Raw genomic sequence first — 25,116 nt, 5'->3', positions numbered from 1 at the left:
CCCGAGGCAATCCACGGCCCCAGCGCGTCAGTCGTCCACTCAGTGCATGGGAGAGACGCGGCCTTGCATCAGGGCGGGGATCTCGCTGGCGGGTATCGCGGGGCTGACCCAGAACCCTTGCCCGAAGCTGCATCCCATCTTGGCCAGTTGCTGGGCTTGCTCAATGTGCTCGATCCCTTCGGCCACGACACGCAGCGAAAATTGACGGGCCAGCTCGACCACCGTGCGCACGACGCGGTCATCGGGGACCTCTTCCTGGAGACTATCGACGAACAGCTTGTCGATTTTCAGGGTGTGCAGTGGCATGGCCTGCAAGCGCGCGAGCGATGAATAGCCGCGTCCAAAATCGTCCAGTGCTAGCCGAAAGCCGGCGTCGCTGAGCAGGCGCATCGCTTCCATGACCGCCTCGGGGGTCTTCATGACGGCCTCTTCCGTCAATTCGAGCAGCCACCAGCGTGGGTCGCTGCCAAGCGCGACGATCTGATCGTGTATCGCGCGTGCCGCCTCAGGTCCCTGCAGCTGTGATACGGATAGATTGACGCCCATGGTGAGTTCGAGTCCGGCTTCGCGCCAGGAGGCAAGTTGCCGGGCGGCCTCTTCGATGACCCATTCACTGAGCGCTCCCATCAAGCCGATTTCCTCGGCAACCGGGATGAACGTGGCCGGCGAGATCATGTGGCCTTCGTCGTCTCGCCAGCGCAGCAGGGCTTCCACGGCGATGATGCGCCCGCTGTCGAGCTCCCAGACGGGCTGGTAATTCAGTTGCAATTCGCCAGCCGTCAACGCGTGGTGCAGCTTGGCTTCCAGCGAGAGACGTTGCTGACGGCCAGCGGCGAGCTCGGGAGAGAAAAAAGCGGTGCCTTGCCCTGAATGCTTGGCGGCATACATGGCCATGTCGGCCTGGTCGATGACCGTTTCGGGCGTATCGCTCAGAAACGGTAAGAGGCTGATGCCGATACTGGCGCCAAGCCGATGAGCATGGCCATCGATCTCGAACGGCTGGCATAGCGTGCGGTGTATGCGCTGCGCCAACTCGTCGGCGCCTCGGGTCAGGCGTGTCCTGACGCTTTCTTCATCAGGGGGCGGATAACGCGGGGCATCCACCATGACCACGATGAACTCATCGCCACCCTGGCGCGCGACAATATCACCGTCCCGCAGCGTATTGCTGATACGCCAGGCGACGTTCTGGAGCACGCTATCGCCAAGTTTGTGTCCCAGCACATCGTTGACCAGTTTGAAGTCATCCAGGTCGATGAACAGGATGGCGGCCGCTTGGTCGTGATCCGCCTGAGTGACGAGCCGATTCAGCCTGTCGAGCAAGGAGCGGCGGTTCGCCATGCCGGTCACCGGATCCTGATAGGCGAGCCTTTGTATCTCCTGGCTCTGGGCCTTGCGTTCATTTTGCAGGCGCAGGCGGTCAAGGCCGACCGTGAGGTTGTCGGCGAGACGCTCGAGCAGCGCACGTTCGTCAGTGGCGAAATCCCCCGATCGTTTCGAGTAGACTGCCAGCACGCCGCTTGGCCCTGCCGAGACCTTCAAGGGCAATGCGATCACCGCGCTTAGATCCCGGGCGATGATCTGCTCCCGCCAGGGCGCCATGCGTGGATCGGCCCGCATGTCGGAAACGATCTGCGTGCTGCCGCTGACGATCGCCTGGCCAATCGGCCCCTGGCTCTTGGGAGAACCGTCGACATTCACCTCGATGGCCTGCGCGTAGTCGGCGGCTTTCCCGGCGATATAACACTTGGTCACCTGCTTGTCGTCGTTGGCAAAGCCGACCCAGGCCAAGGCATAGCCTTCGAATTGTGCAATGGCTTCGCACACGGATTGCAGCAGCCCGTCCTCGGTGGATTCACGCACCATCATCTCGTTGCAGGCATGCAAGGTCTCAAAGGCACGATTGACGGCATTCAGTTGTTGCTGGGTCGAGCGGTGGTCGTGGGCCTGCGCCAAGGACAGTCGGCGCAGCCTCAGCAAATTGCCCACACGCGACAGGAGTACGGTCCTTGATGTTGGCAGCTCCACCAGATCATCGATATGGGCCCCGAGCTCGCGATAGGCCCATGCGGCAGAGGCGGCTTCCTTACCGGCGATCGCCAGCACAGGAAACACGATGGGATGGGCGTGCTCGCGGGCCACGCGCAGTTGCTCGCAGGCGTGCTCCCAGGCCGAGGCGTCGACGATCACCAGATCCGCCCGTTGGTCTGGCAGGGCCACGGCGTGCGGCGTCAGCCCCGCATCGCGCAGGAGACGTACCAGTAGGCGTTGGTCCGCTCGGGATTTGAGCGCGATCTGCACATGAATCGGCTCTTCGGCGTCAGTCGACATCCGCGAGAATAGCTCGGGGAATCTACTCGGTGGCATCGAGGGGCGCTGTCTTTGAAGGGATTCCCTGCAGGATGCCCCGCAGGCCGTAGAGTGGCGCGCCAACGCGCAAGCCGTCGCTGGTGATCTGGAATTCCCGTAACGTCTTTTCGAAGTCTCCCGTGCGTTTTTTCAGGATCCCGATGGCCTTGCGCAGCCCACCGTCGAGCTCCATGTAGCGCAACAGAATGATCGTGTCCGCCAGGTAGTTGATGTCGTCTTCCGAGGGGCGCAGCTCTTCGCCCGCGATCGCTGATTGTTCATTGATGAGCAGGACCGTGACGCCCATGTTGGAGAGGTAATGGCACAGCGCATGCGTGTGAGCTTTGATGTCAGCGTCCCTGACGGATTGGCGAAAACCTGCGAGGCTGTCGAGCATGATCATGCGGGCCCCTTCCTGCTCGACTTCGGTTCGGACTCGCCAGGCGAATTCATCCGGTGAGTAGTGCAAAGGCTCGACTTCATCGATGCTCAGCGAGCCTTTCGCCAGCATGTCCGAGACGGGGATGCCAATCGTCTCGCAGCGCTTGCGGAGCGTCCCCAGGTTTTCCTCGAACGTATAGACCACGGAGCGCTCGCCACGCCGTGCCGCCTCGTGCATGTATTGAAGCCCGAGCGAGGTCTTGCCGACCCCGGTCGGGCCGGAAATGATGGTGACGGTCCCCCGGGTGACGCCGCCGCCCGATAGACGGTCCAGCTCCTCGATGCCGCAGGGCAATTCTTCCGCCTCGTACGCACGTCGGTGCTCGCCGGGCATCAGGCGCTCGAAGACCTGCATGCCGCGATCACCGAGTCGTAGCGTGTGTTCGCCCTCGGCAAACCCGGAGCCTCGGAACTTGAGAATGCGCAGTACCCGCCGATCTTCCCGATACGCCAGCTCCAGGATACCGTCGCCCAGATACCTTAGATCCTCGTCCGCCGAAGAGCCGTGTTCTGCTGTATAAACGACGGTTGCGCCAGCGCCGTTCAGGTATTCGAGCAGCCCCATCACTTGTTTACGGAACTGATAAGCATCCGGCATGAGCTGACGCAGTTGGCTCAGTGCATCGATGAACACGCGTTTCGGTGGCCCGTCGGGAAACAGGGCCTCGACCTGGGAGCGTATATCCACGCCCTCCGCTTCCCAGGGCTCCAACAGCGTGTAGGTCGCTTCCGATTGGGCACCGGATCCCGGCGATAGATCGATCACGCTGATGCCATCGAGGGAAAGGCCGATGCGGTGGGCATCCGCACGCAGATTGCGCTCCGACTCGCCGAGACTGATCAGCAAGCCATTTCCATCGGACGAAGAGGCCAGGTACTGAAGACCCAGCGTGGTTTTCCCGGTACCCGGCCCGCCTGATACCAGGTAGGAGCGTCCGGGCAGAAACCCGCCGTTGAGCACTTGCTCCAGCCCTGGGATGGCAACGTGTATGCGTTCTCCGTGCGGCTCATTCACGCCAAGATCTCCCTGTTGAACGATCTATCTTGCCTCGCGTTGCTTACCTCTGAGGCGTTCATCCACTTGAAGGCGATTCGACGCAAACGGGGTGTCGCCGATGAGCAAGCGACCAAGTGGCTCTGCTCCACTCGAGGTTCATGTAAAAATATAAGTGTAAACACTTAAAAAAAGCCTATTTATATTCGAAAAGACCTATAAAAAAGCGTTTGTTGCAACGTAACTTTAAGTGTTTTTATCTATTCCTTGCAAGGCGTTCCGCACGGCCATCATTCATTGACACCGGAGGTGCCCAGAGCATGGATACGTTGAAAGAAACAGAGCTTCACCGTTCCCTACGAGTGCTGATCGCTGATGATCGTTTATTGGTACGCAAGGGGATGCAGATGCTCCTGAGCGAGCGCCCCAAGGTCGACATGGTTTGCGAGGTCGGGAGTGTGCGTGACATCAAGAGCGTCATATGTGCCACGCCAGTGGATGTCATACTTATTGACTACGACCTATTGATTCGAAATAGAGAGGATGTGGCCGCGATTGGCGACCAGACGCCGATGATCGTCCTTTCCGTTCCGGAACGTCTCGGCGCCATTGAAAGCGTCCTTGCAACGGGGGCATCCGGGTTCCTTCTGGGGAATGCCAAGTCAGAAGATTTGGAAGATGCTATGATGCTGGCCACAGTGGGGGGCACCTTTATTTGCCCTTCCATTTTTCGTAGCATGCTGGCTAATGAGTGGGCTAAAACGGCCAGCCCCAATAACGCCGTTTTAGGCCATGATGACGTATCCGCCGTTTATCACGACTCGGAAAGATGGCTTAGTGATGGCACGCCTTTGGAACGGATTGCCAAGGCGTTGAATGTATCGTCTGGCGATGCCGAAATCGCCATTGCGTGCTTGGCTAAGCTACGCGGACGCGATTGTAGCAAGGCGCTACAGCAAGCGGTCTCTCTTGGCGTGCTGTCGCCGGGTGCATCTCGGACGGCTATTCATCGCCACGAACGGTTTGGCAAGGACGAACAAGAATAAACGGATGACATGATCAATCTCCTCCTCGCAGAAGATCACTTGCTGGTCCGTGCTGCTCTCGCTCACCTCATCAATTCTTTCCAGGGCATCCAGGTGGTCGCGGAGGGGGCGTGCGGGCAGGAAATCCTGGAGGCCGCTCGTATCCATCCCGTGGACGTGGCCCTGATCGATGCCGCGTTGCTTCCCGTTCAGGACTGGGACCTGATTCACCGGCTCAAGACGGTGCGGCCCGGCATCAATATTCTGGTCACGTCGAGCTATCGCAGCGACCGTTACGTCGAGCGCCTCATGGACGTCGGTGCCTGCGGTTTCGTGCACAAGAATGCTGCCGTCAATGAGCTCGAGACTGCCATTCGTCAGGCGGCGGCGAATCGACGCGTGCTCTATCCGGGGATCGATATCTCGGGCTTCGCCGCCACTGAACAGGCGCCGTCTGTCGTGCCTTCTTTGACTCGGCGCCAGCAGGAGATCCTCAAGCTCATTGTGGAGGGCTGTCGAAGTCGGGCGATCGCGGAGCAGTTGGATCTGAGCGTCAAGACCGTCGAGGCGCATCGCCGGGAGATCATGCGACGCGTGGGCAAGCATAACAGTGCCGGGCTGGTGAAAGAGGCCATCCGGCTGGGGTTGGTGCCGTTTCCGACGTAGTATCGCCTGCCTTGTTGCGATGAGAGGCGATGGCGAGCCTGATGCATTGCATTGACCAGTGGCACAAACGAAAAGAGCGACGTCCTAAAGGACGTCGCTCTTTTCATTGTTTGGTAGCGGGGACCGGATTTGAACCGATGACCTTCGGGTTATGAGCCCGACGAGCTACCAGGCTGCTCCACCCCGCATCGACAGGGACGTATTCTACGGTTTTTGAGGCCTAAGTCAAGAATGGATTCATCCGGCGTGCAGCGCGCTCAAACTCGATCATACTGAAACAGGTAAGACGCCATGGAGGCGAGTCAAGGTGGCACCACCCGCCGGGAATGCCACATAACGACATCACGGGGAGATGGACATGACCGCACAAACAACACCCGTCGCCTGGGTCACCGGTGGCACCGGTGGTATAGGAACCGCGATATGCCAGGCGCTGGCCAAGGCAGGATATTTCGTCGTGGCGAGTTATCATAACCGCGAGAAAGCCCAAGCCTGGCTGGCAGATCGCCGAGCCGAGGGCATCGACAATGTGGCACTGGCAGGCATCAATCTGACCGACTTCGATGCTTGTCATGCCGGGGTGGGGGACATCCGCCGCGAGTATGGCCCGGTTGAGCTGCTGGTCAACTGTGCCGGTATCACACGTGACAGCACGCTCAAGAAGATGTCGCCTCAGCAATGGCGCGAGGTCATCGACTGCAATCTCAACAGTGTGTTCAATACCTGTCGCTGTGTCATCGAGGACATGCTCGAGGCCGGCCACGGACGCATCGTCAATATCGCCTCGATCAATGGTCGCAAGGGTCAGTTCGGCCAGGCGAATTACGCTGCCGCCAAGGCGGGCATGCATGGCTTGACCATGTCGCTGGCGCAGGAAACGGCGACCAAGGGCATTACCGTCAACACGATCTCTCCGGGGTACATCGCTACTGACATGATCATGTCGATTCCCGAGAAGATTCGCGACGCGATCCGCGAGGGCATTCCGGTCAAACGCTTTGGTGAACCGCACGAGGTCGCTCGCGCGGTGGTGTTCCTGGCCGATCGCGAAGCGGGGTTCATCACCGGTGCCAACCTGGATATCAACGGCGGACAGTTCATGGGCTGAACCGGAGGAGCGCTCCGCCAGGACATCTCGGCGGGGCGCTCGTCATGCGTATTCTCAGGCGCCGCGTTGAGCGATAACGTCGAACAGGGCATCGAGGCGCGTGACGTGAGAGGTCCAGACACTGGACGAGATCGGCCCGGTCTCCAGCAATTGGCGCAACACATCGGCCAATTCCTGGTCGGGTTGCGGTGCCTGCCCCAGACCATTATTGAGCCGTGCAACTTGCACCTCCAGGCGCAGAGGTTCTTCCTGTGCGGCCACCGGCTCGTCGGCGATGAGGGCCACTTGGACCACCAGCCGGCCCAATGCGTGATTCGCCGTTTCACTGTCGCCTTCTCGGCGAGCGGCATTGCGCGCCGCGTGGGCACCCCGCAGGTCCTGAGGCATGGCCTCGGGCAGCGTGACGTCCGCCGTCTGATCGTCGTTCAAGGCGGCGTCGTCTGCGGCGACGTGGGCGTCGAGGAGCGGGCGTAGCTGCCTCCAGCGTGCCGCCTGCGCGCCGAGAGCCAATTGAGCGAGACGCTCGCGACGGGCGCGGACGATACCTTGCCAGCGACGACGCATCCCTTCGCTGCGACGACCGCCGGGTAAGGGTTCCAGGGCCTCGGCGTCACGCACGGCACTTTCCAGCGTCTCGCTATCGTCGGCGCGCTGAGGTTGCCAGGCATCGAAGCGGTCGATCAGGGCTTGCATGCTATCCAGACGCGTCTGGGCTTTTTGGGCGCGGTTTTCGCGCTCGGCCTCGCGGGCGGCGAAGATACGATCGCAAAGTCCTCGGAAATGGCGCCAAAGCATCTGTTCTTCGCCCTTGGCGGCACGCCCCAATTCTCGCCAGCGGGATTGGAGCGCCTTGGCGGCTTCGGTGCGTTGTGACGAGGGCATATCCGCTTCGATCAAGGCGTCGGCCTCGGCGATCAGGTCGCGCTTGGCGGCGCCGATTTCATTGGCGCGGCGATCGATCAGTGCTTGCAGCTCATGGCGGATGCGACCAAAGCGTTGGCCAAGCGGTTTGGCGTGCTCACGTGGCACGGGCGAGCATTGTTGCCATTGTTCACGTGCGCGGTCGCGGATCTGACGCAGTACATCCGGGTCGGCCTGGGGGTCCGGGTGCGTGATGAGTTCCTCGAGTTGTTCGCACAGTGCTTCGCGGGCCTCGAGGTTGCGGGTGCGCGCGGCATCGCGTTGTTGGTACCAGTCGTTCAGGGCCGCATGAATGCGTTGCGACGCGCTGCGAAAACGCTGTGAAAGCTCGGCCGTGGCGGCCGCATCGCCGAGTGCCGCCCACTCCTTTATCAATTGGCGGTGGCGACGGTCACGCTCGGCATCCGACGACTCGCTGTCGTCGGCCAGCGCTTCGATGCTTTCGAGGAGCTGTGTGCGTTTGGGGCCGGCGACGAAGCCACGCCAGTCGCGCAGCTCGGCCAGCCGTGCCCCTAGACGCTTGAGCCGAGCCTCCAGGTCACCGCGAGAGGCGCTGGGCACGTCATCGACGCGTTGGCGGATCTGTCGGTACAGGCGGCTGGCGGTTTTCAGGGTGCCACGATCGAGCTGGTTTTCGAGCTTGTCGAGGTCCGCGCGCAGCGCCGACAGATCGATGGGCGCGGACGTTTCGGCCGCCTCGGCGTTGCGCAGTTGACGTGCTTCGTGAATCAACGGCGTGGGGGGGAGATCGTCCGGCCAGTCGATCTGCGCCAGGCAAGCATCGACGGCGGCATGGTCGTCGCGCAGCGCAGTCTCCAGTGGCTGCGCTTGTGCCGAGGCGCGATCCCAGGCGTCGCCGATGCGCTGGCACTTGGCTTGTGCCTCGGCGTAGCGGGTCTGAATGTCTTCATCCGGCGGGTAATGATCGGACAGGGCCAGCCAGCGCTCGCTGTGCAGGCGTTGCTGAGCACGCAGGCTCTCGAGGTCCTGATGGGTCAGTTGGGACGCTTGCTGGAGACCCGTGACGGCATCCTCGAGCGCTTCGACGAGTTCCTGCCGGGTGCGGGTTGCCTCTTTTTGGCGTTGTATCGCTTGGTGCTGGGCATGCCCTTCGGTCTCATGATCGGAGAGCGTCTTGCGGCAACGTTGACTGGCTTCCTGGAAGCGCCGTTCCTGCTCGTCGCTGGGGGTGTCGCCAAGCGCTTCCCAGTCCCGGACCAGGTGACGGTAGCGGGCACCGTAGAGCGGTTCCCAGGCATGCAGAGCATGCGCCTCCAGTGCGTCGAGGATGCGTTGCCGCGCGGCTTGTTGTGCCTGGGCTTCTGCGGCATCGGCACGTTGCCGTTGCAGGCGCTCACGCGCCTTGCGCACGACGACCTTGTCGCGTCGTGCCTCGCGTGCCAGGCGTTGCAGCCCCTCGGTGCTCGACACGCGTTCGGCGGCGGCGTGGCGGACCACGGCAATCCCATTGTCGCGTGCCTGTTGGAGTAATGTCGCCTCGTCGTCTAACTTGGCCAGCGCGGCCAGGCGTAATTCCTGGTTATCGCCCGTCTCGACGAGTTGCACGAGCAAGTCGTGATCGCCCAGTCTGTCGAGTAAATCGAGGCGTTGTTGCAAGGGAGGCGCATCGGGCACGCTGCCGGAGAGGAGCTGTGCCAGACGAACCCTCAGTTCGGGGGTGTCATGCGTGGCGAGCCATTCGAGTAGTGTCGAGGGGTCCACGAACCGGGTAAGGGCCTCGCGCCTTACACTGGCATCCTCGTCGCGCGTCAGGCGCTCGAGGGCATGGCGGTCGGTCGGCTTGTGACTATCGAGTTGCGCAATGGCAGCATGGCGGACGCGGGGGTCGCGATGCTGCCAGCGTGGTGCAAAAAAACGGCGGAAGAATCCAGACATGATCCGGCATGCATCCCTGTTCTTGGCGTATTAAATGCGTGGCGATAACGCTGAGACAGCGTACCTGTCGTCTCACGTCAGCCACGATATTAGCAAAAAGCGTCACATGATGGGGTGTCGTGTGTGCCACAGCGTATCAAAGCATGCGAGCCGGGACCGGGAAAAGGCGACGATGGCAAGGGCGTCGGCTCGTGGAGACAGCTGACAAAGTCGGGACGCTGGTCTTATCATCAGTTGCAGCCATCACGACCCTCGCTTAGCTTTACCTTTATACATCAGTCATCAGCTGTGGAGTGTGGCCATGAGCCTCAACATGGATCGGGAAACATCGGCGTTCACCTTCAAGGGTGGTATGTTGCCCATGACGGTTATGGAACTGACCAGCGCTGACCCCGAGCAGATACGCGCCCAGCTGGCCGGCAAGGTGAGCCAGTCACCGGCATTTTTTCAACATACGCCGGTGGTGCTCAGCGTGGAGCAACTCGATGAGCCGCACCTGGCGCTGGAGCGTATTTGCGCCGTCTGCCGTGCCCACAAGCTGCTTCCGGTGGCCGTGCGCGGCGGTACCGATCCTGTGAAACAGTCCGCCTGGGCGTTGGGGCTTGGCTGGTTCCCACCGCAAGAAGCACGTCCGCGTGCCGTGGAAGACACGTCGCTCGCCGCTATCGAGCCCCAGCCCGAGCCACAACCCGAGCCGGCACCCGCCTCAGCCGTGGGGCGTATATACCGCGGTACGGTGCGTTCGGGCCAGCAAGTCACTGCGCCGGAAGGCGACTTGGTCGTGGTCGGTGCGGTCAACCCCGGCGCCGAGGTGCTGGCGGCGGGTAGCGTACATGTCTATGGCCCACTTCGCGGCCGTGCATTGGGCGGTATTCATGGGGATCGCCAGGCGGGCATCTTCTGCCAGGAACTGCATGCCGAGTTGCTGTCGCTGGCCGGTAATTACAAACGGTTGGAAGATATCGACCCGCGCTTGCTGAACCATCCCGTGCAGGTTCAACTGCGCGATGACCAATTGAACATTTCATCGCTCGGCTAGCCGGGATGTCAGGGCGCCATGTCGCGCCAAAATGGATGGCTAGTACGAACGACTCAATAGCAACAGGAAGCTCATCTTGGCCAAGATCATTGTAGTGACCTCCGGCAAGGGCGGAGTTGGCAAGACGACCAGCGCCGCGGCCATCGCCACGGGCTTGGCGCTGCGTGGCAACAAGACCGTGGTCATCGATTTCGACGTGGGCCTGCGCAACCTCGACCTGATCATGGGGTGCGAACGGCGCGTGGTTTACGATCTGATCAACGTCATTCAGGGCGAGGCCGGTCTCAATCAGGCGCTGATCCGCGACAAGCGGACCGAAAACCTGCATATCCTGCCGGCCTCGCAGACGCGCGATAAGGAAGCGCTGACGCCTGAAGGCGTGGAGAAGGTGCTCGAGACACTTTCTCAAGAGTACGATTTCATCGTCTGCGACTCACCGGCGGGTATCGAACATGGTGCACAGCTGGCGATGTATTTCGCCGACGAGGCCATCGTGGTGACCAATCCCGAAGTGTCGTCGGTACGCGATTCCGACCGCATCCTGGGCTTGCTGGCGTCCAAGACGCGTCGGGCCGAGCGCAGCGAGCCGCCGGTGAAGGAGCATTTGCTGATCACCCGCTATGACCCCAATCGTGTGACCTCGGGGGACATGCTGACACTCGATGACGTGCGCGAGATCCTGGCCATCAATCTGGTAGGGCTGATCCCGGAGTCGGAAGCGGTGCTGCGTGCCTCGAACCAGGGCGTGCCGGTCGTGCACGACATGGATAGCGACGCCGGACAAGCCTACGCCGATACCGTTTCGCGTTTGCTCGGTGAGGACGTGCCGCTACGTTTTCATGAGTACCAGAAGAAAGGGCTGCTCTCCCGCATGTTTGGAGGAGGTCGCCGGTGAAACTACTCGAATTTCTCAAGCGCGAACGCAAGAAGTCGGCCTCGGTCGCCAAGGAGCGCCTACAGATCATCGTGGCGCATCAGCGTGGTCAGCGTGACCAGCCGGACTACATGCCGATGCTGGAAAAAGAGTTGCTCGAGGTGATTCGGCGTTACGTGCAAGTGGACCAGGACGCGATCAATATTAGCCTGGATCGCGATAACGACTGTTCGGTACTCGAGCTTAACGTGACGCTGCCGCGTGACGAGTAGGCGCATTCCGGCTGAGTCGATTGAGCGGGTATGCTAGGCTGAGCGCTTTTGGCAGTGGGGAGACTGCGGCCATGGCGCAGGGCAAGAGCGAGCCGACCTTTCTTTGGCATGATTATGAAACCTTCGGTGCCGATCCTCGGCGCGACCGCCCCGCGCAGTTCGCCGCGATCCGTACCGATCTTGATTTCAATCCGGTCGGCGAGCCGCTGACGTTCTATTGCAAGCCGGCGGATGATTTCCTGCCGCATCCTCAGGCATGCCTGATCACGGGCATCACGCCTCAGGCCGCCCGTCGTCGAGGCCTGGCCGAAATCGAATTCGCCGCGCGCATTCACGCCGAGATGAGCGTCCCCGGTACTTGCTCGCTGGGTTACAACACGTTGCGCTTCGACGATGAAGTCAGCCGCCATCTCTTCTACCGTAACTTCATCGACCCGTACTCGCGTGAATGGCAGAACGGCAACTCGCGCTGGGACCTGATCGATGTGGTGCGGACCTATCATGCCCTGCGCCCGGAAGGCATCGAATGGCCGACACGCGAAGACGGGGCGCCGAGTTTCCGGCTCGAGGATTTGACGGCCGCCAACGGCATCGAGCATGCCGGTGCCCACGATGCCCTGGCCGATGTCCGCGCGACCATCGAGCTGGCGCGTCTGCTCAAGGCACGCAACCCGCAGCTGTTCGAGTACCTGCTCAAGCTGCGTGACAAGCGTACGGTAGCCAAGATGCTGGACATCCAGGCGCGCAAACCGATGCTGCACGTGTCGCGGCGCTATCCCGCCAGTCGAGGGTGTAGCGCCCTGGTGGTGCCGCTCGCCGAGCATCCCAGCAATCCCAATGGGGTGATCGTCTATGACTTGTCGGTGGATCCGGCCCCCTTGCTGTCATTGAACGCGGCGCAGATTCGCGAGCGCGTGTTCGCCAGTGCCGATGAGCTGGCGGAAGGCGAGGCGCGAATCCCGCTCAAGGTGATTCATATCAACAAGAGCCCGGTGATCATGCCGTCTGCCTCGCTCAAGGACACGGATGGCCCGCATCAGGGTGAATATGGCGACATCGTGGCCCGGCTGGGGCTGGATATGGCGGCCTGTCGGCAGCATTGGAAACAACTCCAGGCCGCGCCGGAGGTGGCGACCAAGGCCGCCGAGGCGTTCGCCGATGGCCCTGGCGCGTCGTCCGGTGATCCGGATCTGATGCTGTATTCGGGGGGCTTCTTCTCGCCGGCGGACCGTCGCGAAATGCAACGCGCCCGCGAAATGGGGCCCTGGGATCTGGCCGATGCGCACTTTGCCTTCCAGGACCCGCGCCTGGAGGAAATGCTGTTCCGCCTGCGCGCACGCAACTATCCCGACACGTTGAGTGGTGACGAACAGGCGCAGTGGGAAGCCGACCGCTGGGCGCGCATGAACGATGCCGAGGTGTCGAGCCTGACGCTGACGGGGTTCGCGCGCGAGATCGAACGCCTCAACCAGGCCTCACTGGATGCCGAGCAGCGCCAGGTGCTCGAGGAACTGGTCATGCATGTCGAAGCGATGATGCCACCGCAGGCGTTCGATTGATACGCGGCATGCGTTGATCGGACTCGAGACGCCCGGGCCAGGATGGCAGATCCTTCAGAGCCCGGGCGTCTTGCATGGTGGATAGCGTTGGCGAGCGCGTTCAGTCGTGGGCGGGGAGCGGTCGGAAGTCGCGCGTCAGCGCCATGACATCGCTCGGTTGAGTGTGCGCGTCATAGCTGACCGTGAGTGGTCGTGTGTGCCGCAGTGCGCGCCATGCCTGGCGGATGGTCGAGGCCTCTACGCTTTCGACACGCGCTGCCAACTGTTCGCGCCGTGAAAAGTTCGGCTCGGCGTAGGCCAGTGCCTGCCAGTATCGGTGGGTGAGCTCACCCAGGCTGTTGGCCCGCTCCCTGAGATGACTGCTGACCGCGTCGCGATAAGGCACCAGGTCGCTGGCGTCGAGTGCCTGAATGCGGGCGTCGAAGTCATCCAGAAAGGCATCCATGCGCGCGGCGATCTGCTGGCGAGGGGTATCGGGAGACTGCACCAACATCGCCAGGCCCGGCGCATCGAGCACGGGTGAATAGCCGGCCATGACGATATAGCCGAGTTGCTCCTGGGTGCGTAGCTGGTTGTAGAACGGCGCCTCGAGCATCTTGCCGAGCACGGCGAGACGGGCTTGACTGCCGAGACTGCGATCCGCGCCTTGTAGATAGCGCAACACGGCGGCGTCGTTGCGAGTACTGCGCGGATGCAGGGTCGGGGGCGTGTCGGGAATCGCCAGCGGTGACAGGTGGGGGATGTCCGAGGCCTGAAGCGTGGGCGCCAACGTATTGGCGACTTGCAAGCCTTCGCGGCGTGCCAGGTCGGCATCCAGGTTGCCCACCGCCATGGCTTGCAGGTAGAGCCGTCCGAGAAAGGCGTCGCGATAGCGGCGCAGGTCGTCGACGCTTAGTGTATTCAACGCCTCGAGCATCGAGGACGTCGTCCACTGGGGGCGCAACAGCGACTCGCTGAGCGTGCGATACATCTGCTGATGCAACGGTGCCTGGGGCGCATTCTGCCATTGCTGCGATAGCCGGTACTTGACGCGCGCGAAGCTGGCTTGGCTGATCTTGCCTGCCTTGAGCCGCTCGGCGACGCTGTTCATCAGGCGTATCTGGCGATCGCGCCAGCCTGAAAAGGTGAGCGTGATGCCGCGTGGATGCGCGTAGGCATCGAAGGATTGGCCGGCCAGGCGCGCCGGATAGAAACGTTCGTTGAGGCTGTCGGTAATCCACCCGGCGAGCAATCGCGTCAGGGCGGCATTGCGCGCGCTGTCGGCGGCATCGGGATTCTGCAGACTGAAGCGCCACTCCACGCGGGGGGTGCCGAAGCGGTCGTTGGCCAGATGCCATAGCTCGACACTGGGCGCCTCGACGATGGCGCTCGGGGACTCGCCGCTCAAGGAGCGCACCTCGAGGTCTTCGGCAATGAAGGGGTTGCGCGGGGGAAGTCCGAGGCCATCCAGTGCACGGGCCTCCGGCCATGCCGAGACATGGGTCAGCGTGTAGGGCGCGTCGAAGTAAGGCGACGTAGTGTCGCCGTTGACGTTCGGACCGCTGTAGACGCGCAACAGGTGTGCCGGCGTCATCTTGTCTAGGTAATCACGAATGCGCGTGGCATCGAAGCCGTCCATGCGATAGGGCGCGTACTGCACATCCTTGAGCGGATAGTAGGCGAGATTCATGGCCAGCTGGCTGGCCTGGTCGATGGGGTCACCGGGTTGCTGAAAGCGAAACGCCTGTTGATTGAGGCGGGCCTGCTCAGCGTAGCGCCAGGCCTCGAGCCCTTGCTGGCGGATGCGTTCGATCTGCTCGAACAGGCTGGCCTGAATGCGAGCGATATGTTTTGCGCCTTCCGGTGTGAGGCTGACCGAGACGGCGAAGAGCGCATGTCGACCATCGCCGTTCATGGTGCCTGCAGAAAGGCCGTCGGCCCAGCCCTTGTGGCGCAAGGCCGCCAGCAGGCTGCCTTCGCCTTCATGGCCGAGAAGGTTGGCCAGGTAATCGGCAGGCTTGGTGCGGTAGTCATTCTGCGGGTCGGGAATCGGAAACAGGAAGCGCACCTGCTTGTCCTGCGACAGGCTCTTGACCCGCAGACGTGCGGGAAGCTGCTCGTCGGTCACCAGGGGCGTGTCGATCTCGGGGCGCGACAAGTGGCGATCGGGGATCGCGGCGAAACGCTTGCGGACCAGGGCCTCCAGCTTGTCGAGCGACTGGGGGCCGATCACGGTCAGATGCATGACGTTGGCGCCGTAATGTGCCTTGTAGAAATCGACCAGGCGGTCGCGCAGCGAGGCACTATCATCGCCTTGAAGCGTCTCCAGGCTGCCGACCGAGAAGCGCGTCATGGGATGTTCGGGGTTGAGCGCCTGATTGATGGCCTCCTGGAGGCGTCGGCTGTCGTCGCGTAGGCGCGCTTGATACTCCGAGTTGACGGCGTTGCGCTCGCGGTCGACGTACTCGGGGTTGAAACGGGGTGAGATGAAGAAGCGACTGAAGCGGTTCAGGGCCTCGGGCAGTGCCTGCGGCTCGATGTCGAAGAAGTAGTTGGTATCGCGCGAGGCGGTAAAGGCATTGTGATCGCCGCCGTGCGCGGAAATGAAGTTCTGGTAGGCATCGGCTTGCGGATAACGGTCGGTACCCAAAAACAACATGTGTTCAAGGAAATGCGCCAAGCCAGGCACGTCGTCGGGGTTGCTCATGCTGCCGACAGCCACGTTCATGGCGGCGGCAGCCTTGTCGGCCTGAGGGTCGCTGACCAGCAGGACCTCGAGGCCATTGTCGAGCGTCAGGGCGCGGTAATGGCGCATATCGTTGGGGCTGGTGATCGGCGCGACCACCTTGGCCACCGGATCGCTGGCATGGGCTGTCTGCGAGACGGCGATGCAAAGGGCGCACATGCCGAGTAGCCAGCGGCATACAAGGGGGGGAGATGAAAACACGGTGAAGACTCCTTGTTCAGTGATGCCAGTAGGTCATCGGACCGGTGGGATGACCGCAGGCCCAATCCTGATGGGATGGATCGTTGACACGTCTTGATACAGGAAAAGCGCCCAACAGTTCCAAGGGAGCGGTGGTCAGCATCTGGTGCGCACGTTCGCTCGCGGTGGAGGACGCCAGCCACTCATGCGCTTCGTCGGCCTCTATGATGGCCGGAAAACGGTCGCTGAGTGGCGACAGTAGCGAATTGCTGGGTACCGTGATCAGGGCCGTGGAGTCGTTGTACTCGGTCAGCGTGGTGTGATAGCGGCACCATACCCCGGCCAACAGCAGCGGCGTTCGATCGACGCGCGTGATCAGAAACGGCTGCTTCATGCGTGGCTGGGGCTTCCAGACATAGACGCCGTCGACCGGAATCAGACAGCGCCGTGCCTGGAACGCCTCGCGAAACATCGGGCGTTCCTCGAGCGACTCGGCACGCGCGCAATGCGGAGCATAATCCAGCACCTTGAGCCAGGGCGGTGTCAGTCCCCAGAATGCCGTGACCCAACACGCCTCGCCCTCGCTGTGACGAATGATCGAGATCGGGCGGCGCGGTGCCAGATTGGGGCCGACGATCGGTTGGCTATCCTGGCAAAGCGCGTCGAGCGGCGGCGTTGTCCAGGGCTTGATGTAAAGACGGCCAGCCATGCTCCCTCCTCGCGATTCGACGCGTCAGGGTAAGCCAAGCTGGCGGGCGCTGACCAGCGCTGCTTTGATTTATCGCAGGGCTTGAGGCTTGCGTTTGCGTGCGTTCCCGATATGCTGGGGGAAACGCTGTTCGACCACGCGCGGTTCGGCCTCTTCCGCTCGCCAAGTGCACAACTAGCGAGAATAGTGAAGATCAAGTACCGCGCATGCTCATCACGAGGAATCCGATGGCTCGTCCCAGACAGCATGCACCCGAGGTGCTGCATGGCCAGGTCATGGCGGCATGTGACGCCTGGCTGCGCGACAATCCCGTGCATACGCTGTCGCTGCGCTCCCTGGCGCGCGAAGTGGGTTGCGCGCCAAGTACCTTGCTCAAGCTCTACGGCAGCTTCGGCAATCTGCTGCAATACGTCAACGTCGAGACGTTGGGGCGTCTGCGAGCGGCCATGGAGGGGCTCGAGGGCGCCGATCCCGAGCCGCGTCTCAAGGCGCTGGCGACGGCCTATTGGATGTTTGCGCAGCATGAGCCGTATCGCTGGCAAATGTTGTTCGATTATCCGCTGGCCCAAGAAGGCGAACTGGACCAACGTCAGAACGATATGATCGAGGGCCTGTTCGTGCGTGTCGAGGCCTCGCTCACCGAGTATCAACCCTTGATGGGGGAGATCGAAGCACGGCGTATGGCGCGTACCCTGTGGGGCAGCGTGCATGGCCTGGTTCAACTGGGGCTCAATGAGCGGCTGGGCGTCTGGCAGGGCCAATCACTGGAAGTGACCGAGTTGCTCGATCAGTTGCTGAATACCACGCTGATGGGACTCAAGTACGGTCCGAGAGAGTCGTGATTCCCCGCTTGCTTACCCAGCGTCGATTCGCTCCCTTCTTCTGGACACAAGCCTTGGGCGCGTTCAACGACAACGTGTTCAAGAATGTCCTGCTGTTGCTGCTGACCTTCGTCGCCGTCCCCCGCTATGGCTGGGATACGGGACTGCTCAACAATCTTGCGGCGGGATTGTTCATCCTACCCTTTCTCTTGTTTTCGGCATGGGGCGGCTTGCTCGCCGATCGGCTCGACAAGCGTCGTCTGGTCAGGCGTCTCAAGGTGCTGGAACTCGTGACCATGAGCCTGGCGGCCGCCGCCGTTTGGTATGAAGCCTATGCCGTGCTGCTGGCACTCTTGTTCATGATGGGCACGCAGTCGGCGCTTTTCGGGCCGGTGAAGTACGCCATCCTGCCGCAACACCTGTCACCGACCGAGCTCGTCAAGGGCAATGCCTGGGTCAGCCTGGGCACGTTTCTTGCCATCCTGCTGGGCACGCTGCTGGCTGGCGTACTGGCGTCGCTTGACGGTATCTGGGCGCGTGGCAGTATCGCCGTGACCCTGGTGGCGCTGGCGCTTTTGGGGCTTCTCGCCAGCCTGTGGGTGCCCAGTGCGCCGCCCAGCCAGGCGGGCGCTACCCAGTGGCGGCCTTGGCGGGGCGGACGTGAAGTGATGCGCGATGCGTGGCGTCACCCACGGGTGTTTCGTGCCTTGCTGGGCATCAGCCTGTTCTGGTTCCTGGGAGCCTGTTATCTGACCCAGCTACCCGCCTGGACGCGCGATGTCGTGCATGGCAACGAGGCAGTGGTCAGTGCTCTGCTGGGAGCGTTCGCATTGGGAGTCGGCGCAGGCGCGCTGCTATGCGCGCGCTTGTCGGCCGGACGTTTGGAGGTCGGCTTGATCCCGGCCGGCGCCCTGCTCTTCGGGGTGGCCGGTCTCGATCTGGGGCTGAGTGAGCCGCTGATGGGCAGCCAGTCGGGACTGGCGACATTGAGCCTGTCACCGGGGTTCTGGCGCCAGGCGCTGGATTTTGCGGTGATCGGTCTGGGCGGTGGTTTGTATATCGTGCCGTTGTACACGCTGATTCAGCTTGAAAGTGGCGACGACAACCGAGCCCGCATGATCGCCGCCAACAATATCCTCAATGCGCTGTTCATGGTGCTGGCGGCGGTCTTTGGCGTCGTTGTGCTGAGTGTCCTGGGAGCCTCGCTCAACACCTTCATGCTGGCCTTGTCGTGGATCTCGCTGACGTTGGCGGCAATCATCTTGTGCCTGGTGCCACGTCCGGCACTACGGCTGTCGATCTTCATGCTGATTCGCGTGCTTTATCGACTGCGTTTTCGCGGCCGCCAATCGGTGCCTGCACGCGGGGCAGCATTGGTGGTGTGCAATCACGTCAGCTTCATGGACGCGTTGATCCTGGGGGGAGGTTGTCCACGCCCATTGCGGTTCTTGATGGATCGCCCCATCTATGAGTCCCGCTGGCTCAACTGGTTTTTTCGCATCGCCGGGGCAATCCCGGTCGATTCCGAACGCTGCGATCCGGGCGGTGTGCGGCGTGCCCTGGATGAGGTGAGTCACGCCCTGCGTCAGGGCGAGGTGGTGATGCTTTTCCCCGAGGGACGCTTGACCCCCGATGGCAGTGTGCATCGCTTCCGGCGGGGCGTGGACATCATCCTGGCCCGAGACCCGGTGCCGGTGGTGCCTGCGGGGCTGGCCGGCTTGTGGGGATCATGGACGTCGAACCGCGATGGCAAGGCGCTGACCAAGTGGCCGCGGCGTTTTCGGGCACGCGTAGCGCTTCATTTCGGAGAGCCTATCCCGGTCGGCGAGGCCAGGCGTGCCGATATGGAGCGGCGCGTGATCGAGCTCAAGCGCAAGGCCGAGGCCGAGATCGGCGTGACGTCGGATTAACCCAGTGCCCGCGCGCGGCGTGCCGATTGCCAGCACCGTGCGGAGGTGATGAGGTTATCCTTGATCTGCAGGATTTCCATGCGGATCGCGCCCAACTGCAGGCAGGCGGGTGCGTCGGGGAAGGCTTCCAGGTGTTCGAGAATCAAGCCGTTGAGCGTCTTGGGGCCATCGGTAGGTAGCTGCCAAGCGAGCACCTTGTTGATATCGCGGATATTGGTGGTGCCCTCGATGATGTAGCTGCCGTCCTCTTGGGGGTGAATCTCGCGATGAGTCGCCGCTTCATCGGTGGTGAATTCGCCGACGATTTCCTCGAGGATGTCTTCCAGTGTCGCCAACCCTTCCACGTCACCGTATTCGTCGACCACGATGCCGATGCGTCGCTTGTGCTGCTGAAAGTTGAGCAACTGCGTATGCAAGGGAGTCGATTCGGGGATGAAGTAGGGTTCGCGGGCCTCTTGGACGATCGCGGCCTTGGTCACTTCGGGCTTGGAGAGAAAGCGCGCGGCGTTGCGCAAGTGCAGGATGCCGATGATGTTGTTGATGTCGCCTTTGTACACCGGCACCCGTGTGTGTTGGCTGGAGCGGATCTGGGCGAGGATCGTCGCCAGGTCGTCGTCGAGATCGATGCCGGCGATTTCCTGGCGCGGCACCATGATGTCATTGACGGTCACGTTTTCCAGGTCGAGGATCGACAGCAGCATGGATTGGTGACGCCGGGGAATCATGGTGCCGGCCTCGTGAACGACCGTGCGCAGTTCGTCGCGGGTCAGGTTGTCGGCGCTACCGTCGATGTCACGAATACCCATCAGCCGAAGCAGGCCGTTGGAGATTGCATTGACGAGCCACACCAGCGGGTAGAAAAGCTTGAGCATCGGCTCCAGCGCCATGGACGCTGGATAGGCGATGCGCTCGGGCTTGACGGCAGCAAACGTCTTGGGAGTGACCTCGGCGAAGATCAGAATCACGATGGTCAGCACGGCGGTGGAAATGGCCGGCCCCGAAACGTCGCCGAAGAAGTGAATGGCAATGATCGTGGCGATGGAGGCAGCGAGGTTGTTGACGAAGTTATTGCCGATGAGGATGACGCCGATCAGTCGGTCGGGGCGATTCAACAGCCGCATCACGCGCTTGGCGGTGCGTTCTCCGCTATTGGCCTGGTGCGACAGGCGATAGCGGTTGATCGACATCATTCCGGTTTCCGAGCTGGAGAAGAAGGCGGATAGGCAAATGAGCACGAACAGCAGCGTTAGCAGCAGCCCTAAGGGTATGTCATCGCTCAAGGTGGAGAGGTCCTCGCTGAAAAGCCAACATCGTTTGTAGGGTTTCCCCTTGGAAGTGTCAAGTTGTCGCTTATGGGCCTAGATGTCGTGAAAGATCAGCTGTAGCGCGACCTTGGTGCCGAAGTAGCCGAGCACCAGCAACAGGCAGCCGCCCAGGGTCCAGCGCATTGCCCGCGCGCCACGCCAGCCCAGCCAGTAGCGGCCGATGAGCAATCCCGTGAAAACCAGCCAGGCGGCCAGCGAGAACACGGTCTTGTGCACGAGATGCTGCGCAAACAAGTTGTCGATGAAGATGAAACCGCTGACGATCGCCGCGGTGAGCAGCACCAAGCCGGCACCGATGAGCTCGAACAGCAAGCGCTCCATGCTCGTCAGCGCGGGCAGCACCTGGATGATCCCGCGTGTGTGTCGGCGCTTGAGGGCGTGGTTCTGAAACGCCACCAACACGGCTTGTACCGCCGCGATACTGAGCAGTGCAGAGGCCACGCTCGAGGTCACGATGTGAAAGACGATGCCGGGCGACACATTGGATTCGACCATGTGGCTGGGATAAAGCATCAGTGCTATCAGCGTCAGCGCGGCCAGCGGGAAGAGGCCGACACCGGCATTCAACAATGGCTTGACCAGACTGACCGCGATCAACAGGGCGGCGATCAACCAGCTGAAGAGAGAGGCGCTTTCGAAAAGCCCCAGATGCAGGCCGCGGCCGAGAAATACGCTATGCGCCACGACCACGGCGTGGGCACTGACCGCGAGTAGCCCCAGCGAGCGCACCAGGGGCGGCCTGGGGGCGACACGCCTGGCAAGTGCCAGCGCCTGCCAGGCACCTGCGGCGAAGTAACAGACAATGGCGAGAATCGCAAAAGGCAGCGCCTGCATCGGTGGCCAATCCCTGCGCCGGTCGGCGTCGAAGAAAAATGAAGCGTCAATATCACGTGAGCCTGTCACGCGGACTCGGGAGCGTTACTATAGCGAATCCGCGCGCCGTAGCGAATCCCCCCTCGCACGCGTTGCGCAACGCGTGCATGGAGAGAGTCGCCGCGAACGCGTATAATCGCCTTTTCATGCCTAGGCAATTCCTGCCGGAGAGCGCCATGTTTGAAAGTTTGACCGATCGTCTGTCGGGCACGCTGAAGTCGATCACCGGTCAGGCCAAGCTGACCGAGGACAACATCAAGGACACGCTGCGCGAGGTACGTCGTGCGCTGCTGGAGGCCGACGTGGCCCTGCCGGTGGTCAAGGCGTTCGTCGAGCGGGTGCGCGAGCGCGCCGTGGGTCAAGAGGTCTCGCGCAGCCTGTCGCCGGGCCAGCAGTTCGTCAAGATCGTCCAGCAGGAGTTGGAAGCGATCATGGGCGAGGCCAACGAGGCGCTGTCGCTCAAGAGCGCCCCCTCGGTGGTCTTGATGGCCGGCCTGCAGGGGGCGGGTAAAACGACCTCAGTCGCCAAGCTGGCGCGCTATTTGAGGGACCGCGAGAAGAAAAAAGTGCTGGTGGTCTCCGCCGACGTCTATCGTCCGGCCGCCATTGACCAGCTCGAGACGCTGGCTAAAGAAGTGGAGGTCGACTTCTTCCCCTCGAGCAGTGCCCAGCAGCCAGTCGATATCGCCCAGGCAGCGATCAAGCATGCCAAGATACAATTCCATGACGTAGTGATCGTGGATACCGCCGGCCGGCTGTCCGTCGACCAGGCGATGATGGAAGAAATCCAGGCCCTGCACGGGGCGGCATCGCCGGACGAGACGCTGTTCGTGGTCGATGCCATGACCGGCCAGGATGCCGCCAATACCGCGCAGGCCTTCCACGAGGCGTTGCCGCTGACCGGGGTGATCCTCACCAAGGCGGACGGTGACGCCCGTGGCGGGGCGGCGCTTTCGGTGCGCCACGTCACCGGCAAACCCATCAAGTTCATGGGCATGGGCGAAAAAGTCGATGCCCTCGAGCCGTTTCACCCGGATCGCGTTGCCTCGCGCATTCTCGGCATGGGCGACATGCTCTCGCTCATCGAGGAAGCCGAGCGCAGCGTCGATCAGGGCAAGGCGGAGAAACTGGCCAAGAAGGTCAAGAAGGGCGACGGTTTCGATCTCGAGGACTTCCGCGAGCAGCTTCAGCAACTCAAGAAGATGGGCGGCATGGGCGGCTTGATGGGCAAGTTGCCTGGCATGGGGCAGATGGCCGAAGCCGCGCAGGGGCCGGGAGCCGAGAAGGAATTGGGCAAACTCGAGTCGTTGATCGATTCGATGACCCCGAAGGAGCGTCGCAAGCCGGACATCATCAATGGCTCACGTAAGCGCCGTATCGCGGCGGGTGCCGGGTTGCAGGTGCCTGATCTCAATCGTCTGCTCAAGCAGCACAAGCAGATGCAGAAGATGATGAAAAAAGTCGGCAAGAAAGGCGGCATGCAGAAGATGATGCGGGGCATGTCCGGGATGCCCGGTATGGGCGGTGGTCCCGGCGGCCCTGGTATGGGCGGTGGCATGGGGGGCGGCCCCGGCGGTGGCTTCCCGCGTCGTTGAGAACGCCTTTCGTTGTCAAGGAAAAAGGTTTCCAATACGGGCCTTTTTCCGTAGAATGCTGCGTCTTCGCAGGTGGGTCTTGCCCGCCGCGACAGTCCGTGGCGTAACGTAAAACTTCAACCGTAGGATTATAACGCATGGTTACCATCCGTTTGGCCCGTGGTGGCGCCAAGAAGCGTCCCTTTTATCACTTGACCGTCAGCGACTCGCGGAAGTCTCGCGACGGCCGTTTCATCGAGCGTATCGGCTTCTTCAACCCGGTGGCCCGTGGTCAGGAAGAGCGCCTGCGTGTCGATCTCGAGCGTGCCGCGCATTGGCAGGAATTGGGCGCCCAGGTGTCCGATCGCGTCGCCGAGTTGCTGAAAGAAGCACGCAAGCAGCAAGCGTGAGTGCGCTGCCCGACATGTCGCACGAGACCGGCGGCGCCGACGCGGCGCAAGATGACGAGTACGTGGTGCTCGGCCGCTTGACCAGTCCTTACGGCGTGAAAGGGTGGCTCAAGGTGTATTCGTACACCAGCCCCATCGAGGGCATCTTCGAGCATGTCGAGTGGGTGCTGTCGAAGCGAGGCGAGCGCCGAGCGTGCACGCTGAGCCAGGGACGCCCCCAAGGCAAAGGGCTGGTCGCCAGCCTGGAAGGCATCTCGAGCCGCGAACTGGCCGAGCAGTGGGCCGGCGCGGACATTCTTCTGCCCAAGCAGATGTTGCCGGCGCTCGCGCCGGGCGACTATTACTGGTATCAGCTCGAAGGCCTGCGGGTCGAGACGCTGTCCGGTGAATGCCTGGGGCAAGTGAATTATCTCTTCGAGACGGGGGCCAACGACGTGTTGGTTATCCGGCCCAGCGAGGCGAGTCTCGATGAGCGGGAGCGGCTGTTGCCGTTTCTGCCCGACGACGTGATCCGCGAGGTAGATCTCGACGCCGGGCGAATGATAGTGGATTGGGATCCCGAATTCTGACGCCGCTTCGGGCGGTGTCGTTGGCCGAGTGATGAAGCCGTGTGGATTGGTGTTGTCTCCCTGTTCCCGGAGATGTTCGAGGCAATCACTCGTTACGGTGTAACGGGGCGTGCCGTCGACCAGGGATTGCTAACGGTGGATTTCTGGAATCCCCGGGATTACGCCACGGATAAGCACCGTACGGTGGATGACCGGCCATACGGCGGTGGCCCCGGCATGCTGATGAAGGTCGCGACGCTGCGACCTGCCATTGCCGAGGCGCGGCGTGACGCCGAACACCGTGGCTATGCGCCGGCACGCACGCGAGTGGTTTATCTGTCGCCCCAGGGGCGACGGCTCGATCAACGTGGCGTGCGTGAGTTGGCCGGCCTGGAAGCGCTGATCGTCGTCGCCGGTCGTTACGAGGGCATCGACGAGCGAGTCGCCGAGGCCGATATCGATGAAGAATGGTCGATCGGCGATTATGTGCTCAGCGGCGGTGAACTACCGGCCATGGTCATGGTCGATGCCGTGTCCCGATTGGTACCGGGGGTGCTTGGCCATGGCGATTCGGCACTCGAGGATTCCTTTAGCGAGGGGCTGCTGGATTGCCCGCATTACACGCGTCCCGAGACGGTCGACGGACGCCGTGTGCCGGAGATCCTGCTCAGTGGCAACCACGCGGCGATTCGTCGCTGGCGGCTGAAACAGTCCCTCGGACGCACCTGGCTCAGGCGGCCGGACCTTCTCGAAGGTCGCGCTCTGGACCGCGAGCAGCAGCAATTGCTTGACGAGTTCATCGCGGAAGATGCCGCCAGTCAGCACGTCGGTAGGACGGAGGAGCGACGGACGCTCGACGAATGAGCGCCGCGCGTCACCCACAACGTCGATTCCCGC

Annotated in this window: 20 protein-coding genes and 1 tRNA gene; 13 read left to right on the top strand and 8 right to left on the bottom strand. The window is 62.1% G+C overall.

What is annotated here, in order from left to right; genetic code table 11:
• Positions 1-39 precede the first annotated feature (39 nt).
• Together C8E00_RS14155 and C8E00_RS14150 are read right to left on the bottom strand one after the other, a co-directional pair.
• The gene (locus C8E00_RS14155) at positions 40-2,331 is read right to left on the bottom strand and encodes a bifunctional diguanylate cyclase/phosphodiesterase (RefSeq protein ID WP_208291938.1); all 2,292 of its coding nucleotides are present in this window, start codon (positions 2,329-2,331) and stop codon (positions 40-42) included.
• 22 nt (positions 2,332-2,353) lie between these two features.
• A complete protein-coding gene (locus tag C8E00_RS14150) occupies positions 2,354-3,805 on the bottom strand; it encodes an ATPase domain-containing protein (protein WP_133698167.1) in 1,452 nt (483 codons plus the stop codon).
• A gap of 299 nt (positions 3,806-4,104) precedes the next feature.
• On the opposite strand from C8E00_RS14150, the gene C8E00_RS14145 reads away from it, so the two are divergent.
• Both C8E00_RS14145 and C8E00_RS14140 read left to right on the top strand, forming a co-directional pair.
• Positions 4,105-4,830 (top strand): response regulator, encoded by a 726-nt coding sequence (locus tag C8E00_RS14145; RefSeq protein WP_133698166.1) that lies wholly within the window; start codon positions 4,105-4,107, stop codon positions 4,828-4,830.
• A gap of 9 nt (positions 4,831-4,839) precedes the next feature.
• Positions 4,840-5,475, top strand: coding sequence for a response regulator (locus C8E00_RS14140; protein WP_133698165.1), 636 nt, complete (start codon positions 4,840-4,842; stop codon positions 5,473-5,475).
• A 111-nt stretch (positions 5,476-5,586) separates the two neighbouring features.
• On the opposite strand, the gene C8E00_RS14135 is transcribed toward C8E00_RS14140, so the two are convergent.
• Positions 5,587-5,663: transfer RNA gene (locus tag C8E00_RS14135), tRNA-Met, on the bottom strand.
• Positions 5,664-5,833: 170 nt separating this feature from the next.
• Here C8E00_RS14135 and phbB point away from each other — a divergent pair.
• A complete protein-coding gene (gene phbB / locus C8E00_RS14130; RefSeq protein WP_133698164.1) occupies positions 5,834-6,583 on the top strand; it encodes an acetoacetyl-CoA reductase in 750 nt (249 codons plus the stop codon).
• Between the two features lie 54 nt (positions 6,584-6,637).
• Here the strand turns inward: phbB and C8E00_RS14125 are convergent, their stop codons facing one another.
• On the bottom strand, positions 6,638-9,400 hold the full coding sequence (locus tag C8E00_RS14125; RefSeq protein WP_133698163.1) for a DUF349 domain-containing protein: 2,763 nt from the start codon (positions 9,398-9,400) through the stop codon (positions 6,638-6,640).
• 301 nt (positions 9,401-9,701) lie between these two features.
• Between C8E00_RS14125 and minC the strand changes: the two genes are divergently transcribed.
• From minC to sbcB, 4 genes are all read left to right on the top strand, one after another.
• Positions 9,702-10,439, top strand: coding sequence for a septum site-determining protein MinC (gene minC, locus C8E00_RS14120; protein ID WP_133698162.1), 738 nt, complete (start codon positions 9,702-9,704; stop codon positions 10,437-10,439).
• Positions 10,440-10,515: 76 nt separating this feature from the next.
• Positions 10,516-11,334 carry a septum site-determining protein MinD gene (minD, locus tag C8E00_RS14115; RefSeq protein WP_133698161.1) on the top strand — a complete coding sequence of 273 codons (819 nt, stop codon included), beginning with the start codon at positions 10,516-10,518 and terminating at the stop codon, positions 11,332-11,334.
• On the top strand, positions 11,331-11,585 hold the full coding sequence (minE, locus tag C8E00_RS14110; protein WP_011508315.1) for a cell division topological specificity factor MinE: 255 nt from the start codon (positions 11,331-11,333) through the stop codon (positions 11,583-11,585). Before minD ends, minE begins: the two co-directional genes overlap by 4 nt.
• Positions 11,586-11,656: 71 nt before the next feature.
• On the top strand, positions 11,657-13,144 hold the full coding sequence (gene sbcB, locus C8E00_RS14105; RefSeq protein WP_133698160.1) for an exodeoxyribonuclease I: 1,488 nt from the start codon (positions 11,657-11,659) through the stop codon (positions 13,142-13,144).
• Positions 13,145-13,244: 100 nt separating this feature from the next.
• On the opposite strand, the gene C8E00_RS14100 is transcribed toward sbcB, so the two are convergent.
• Both C8E00_RS14100 and C8E00_RS14095 read right to left on the bottom strand, forming a co-directional pair.
• Entirely contained in the window at positions 13,245-16,070 is a 2,826-nt protein-coding gene (locus C8E00_RS14100) for an insulinase family protein (protein ID WP_243833204.1), read from the bottom strand.
• Between the two features lie 16 nt (positions 16,071-16,086).
• On the bottom strand, positions 16,087-16,758 hold the full coding sequence (locus C8E00_RS14095; RefSeq protein ID WP_133698159.1) for an SOS response-associated peptidase: 672 nt from the start codon (positions 16,756-16,758) through the stop codon (positions 16,087-16,089).
• Positions 16,759-16,985: 227 nt separating this feature from the next.
• Between C8E00_RS14095 and C8E00_RS14090 the strand changes: the two genes are divergently transcribed.
• Entirely contained in the window at positions 16,986-17,600 is a 615-nt protein-coding gene (locus tag C8E00_RS14090; protein ID WP_133698158.1) for a TetR/AcrR family transcriptional regulator, read from the top strand.
• Positions 17,597-19,489, top strand: a complete 1,893-nt coding sequence (locus C8E00_RS14085; protein WP_133698157.1) for an MFS transporter — start codon at positions 17,597-17,599, stop codon at positions 19,487-19,489. Before C8E00_RS14090 ends, C8E00_RS14085 begins: the two co-directional genes overlap by 4 nt.
• Here the strand turns inward: C8E00_RS14085 and C8E00_RS14080 are convergent.
• Positions 19,486-20,769 (bottom strand): HlyC/CorC family transporter, encoded by a 1,284-nt coding sequence (locus tag C8E00_RS14080; protein ID WP_133698156.1) that lies wholly within the window; start codon positions 20,767-20,769, stop codon positions 19,486-19,488. The two genes, C8E00_RS14085 and C8E00_RS14080, sit on opposite strands and share 4 nt — an antisense overlap.
• 78 nt (positions 20,770-20,847) lie before the next feature.
• Complete coding sequence (locus C8E00_RS14075; protein ID WP_133698155.1) at positions 20,848-21,648, bottom strand: cytochrome C assembly family protein; 801 nt, start codon at positions 21,646-21,648, stop codon at positions 20,848-20,850.
• Positions 21,649-21,863: 215 nt separating this feature from the next.
• Here C8E00_RS14075 and ffh point away from each other — a divergent pair, with 215 nt between their 5' ends.
• The 4 genes from ffh to trmD all read left to right on the top strand — a co-directional run bounded on the left by ffh (position 21,864) and on the right by trmD (position 25,083).
• A complete protein-coding gene (gene ffh / locus C8E00_RS14070) occupies positions 21,864-23,282 on the top strand; it encodes a signal recognition particle protein (protein ID WP_133698154.1) in 1,419 nt (472 codons plus the stop codon).
• Positions 23,283-23,419: 137 nt separating this feature from the next.
• Entirely contained in the window at positions 23,420-23,671 is a 252-nt protein-coding gene (rpsP, locus tag C8E00_RS14065) for a 30S ribosomal protein S16 (RefSeq protein WP_011508306.1), read from the top strand.
• Between the two features lie 14 nt (positions 23,672-23,685).
• Complete coding sequence (gene rimM / locus C8E00_RS14060; RefSeq protein WP_133698188.1) at positions 23,686-24,240, top strand: ribosome maturation factor RimM; 555 nt, start codon at positions 23,686-23,688, stop codon at positions 24,238-24,240.
• Between the two features lie 39 nt (positions 24,241-24,279).
• The gene (gene trmD, locus C8E00_RS14055; RefSeq protein WP_133698153.1) at positions 24,280-25,083 is read left to right on the top strand and encodes a tRNA (guanosine(37)-N1)-methyltransferase TrmD; all 804 of its coding nucleotides are present in this window, start codon (positions 24,280-24,282) and stop codon (positions 25,081-25,083) included.
• Positions 25,084-25,116: the final 33 nt, after the last annotated feature.

The organism is Chromohalobacter marismortui, assembly GCF_004364315.1.
Classification (GTDB): domain Bacteria; phylum Pseudomonadota; class Gammaproteobacteria; order Pseudomonadales; family Halomonadaceae; genus Chromohalobacter; species Chromohalobacter marismortui.
Note: the sequence above shows the minus strand (reverse complement) of the source record. Positions and strands in the feature narration are given on the sequence as shown.

Bases quoted from the DNA above. Each gene is read 5' to 3' on its own strand.
- minC (WP_133698162.1), top strand. From the start codon at position 9,702: ATGAGCCTCAACATGGATCGGGAAACATCGGCGTTCACCTTCAAGGGT.
- C8E00_RS14090 (WP_133698158.1), top strand. From the start codon at position 16,986: ATGGCTCGTCCCAGACAGCATGCACCCGAGGTGCTGCATGGCCAGGTC.
- sbcB (WP_133698160.1), top strand. From the start codon at position 11,657: ATGGCGCAGGGCAAGAGCGAGCCGACCTTTCTTTGGCATGATTATGAA.
- phbB (WP_133698164.1), top strand. From the start codon at position 5,834: ATGACCGCACAAACAACACCCGTCGCCTGGGTCACCGGTGGCACCGGT.
- C8E00_RS14095 (WP_133698159.1), bottom strand. From the start codon at position 16,758: ATGGCTGGCCGTCTTTACATCAAGCCCTGGACAACGCCGCCGCTCGAC.
- ffh (WP_133698154.1), top strand. From the start codon at position 21,864: ATGTTTGAAAGTTTGACCGATCGTCTGTCGGGCACGCTGAAGTCGATC.
- C8E00_RS14140 (WP_133698165.1), top strand. From the start codon at position 4,840: ATGATCAATCTCCTCCTCGCAGAAGATCACTTGCTGGTCCGTGCTGCT.
- C8E00_RS14145 (WP_133698166.1), top strand. From the start codon at position 4,105: ATGGATACGTTGAAAGAAACAGAGCTTCACCGTTCCCTACGAGTGCTG.
- C8E00_RS14075 (WP_133698155.1), bottom strand. From the start codon at position 21,648: ATGCAGGCGCTGCCTTTTGCGATTCTCGCCATTGTCTGTTACTTCGCC.
- C8E00_RS14125 (WP_133698163.1), bottom strand. From the start codon at position 9,400: ATGTCTGGATTCTTCCGCCGTTTTTTTGCACCACGCTGGCAGCATCGC.
- C8E00_RS14155 (WP_208291938.1), bottom strand. From the start codon at position 2,331: ATGTCGACTGACGCCGAAGAGCCGATTCATGTGCAGATCGCGCTCAAA.
- rimM (WP_133698188.1), top strand. From the start codon at position 23,686: ATGTCGCACGAGACCGGCGGCGCCGACGCGGCGCAAGATGACGAGTAC.
- rpsP (WP_011508306.1), top strand. From the start codon at position 23,420: ATGGTTACCATCCGTTTGGCCCGTGGTGGCGCCAAGAAGCGTCCCTTT.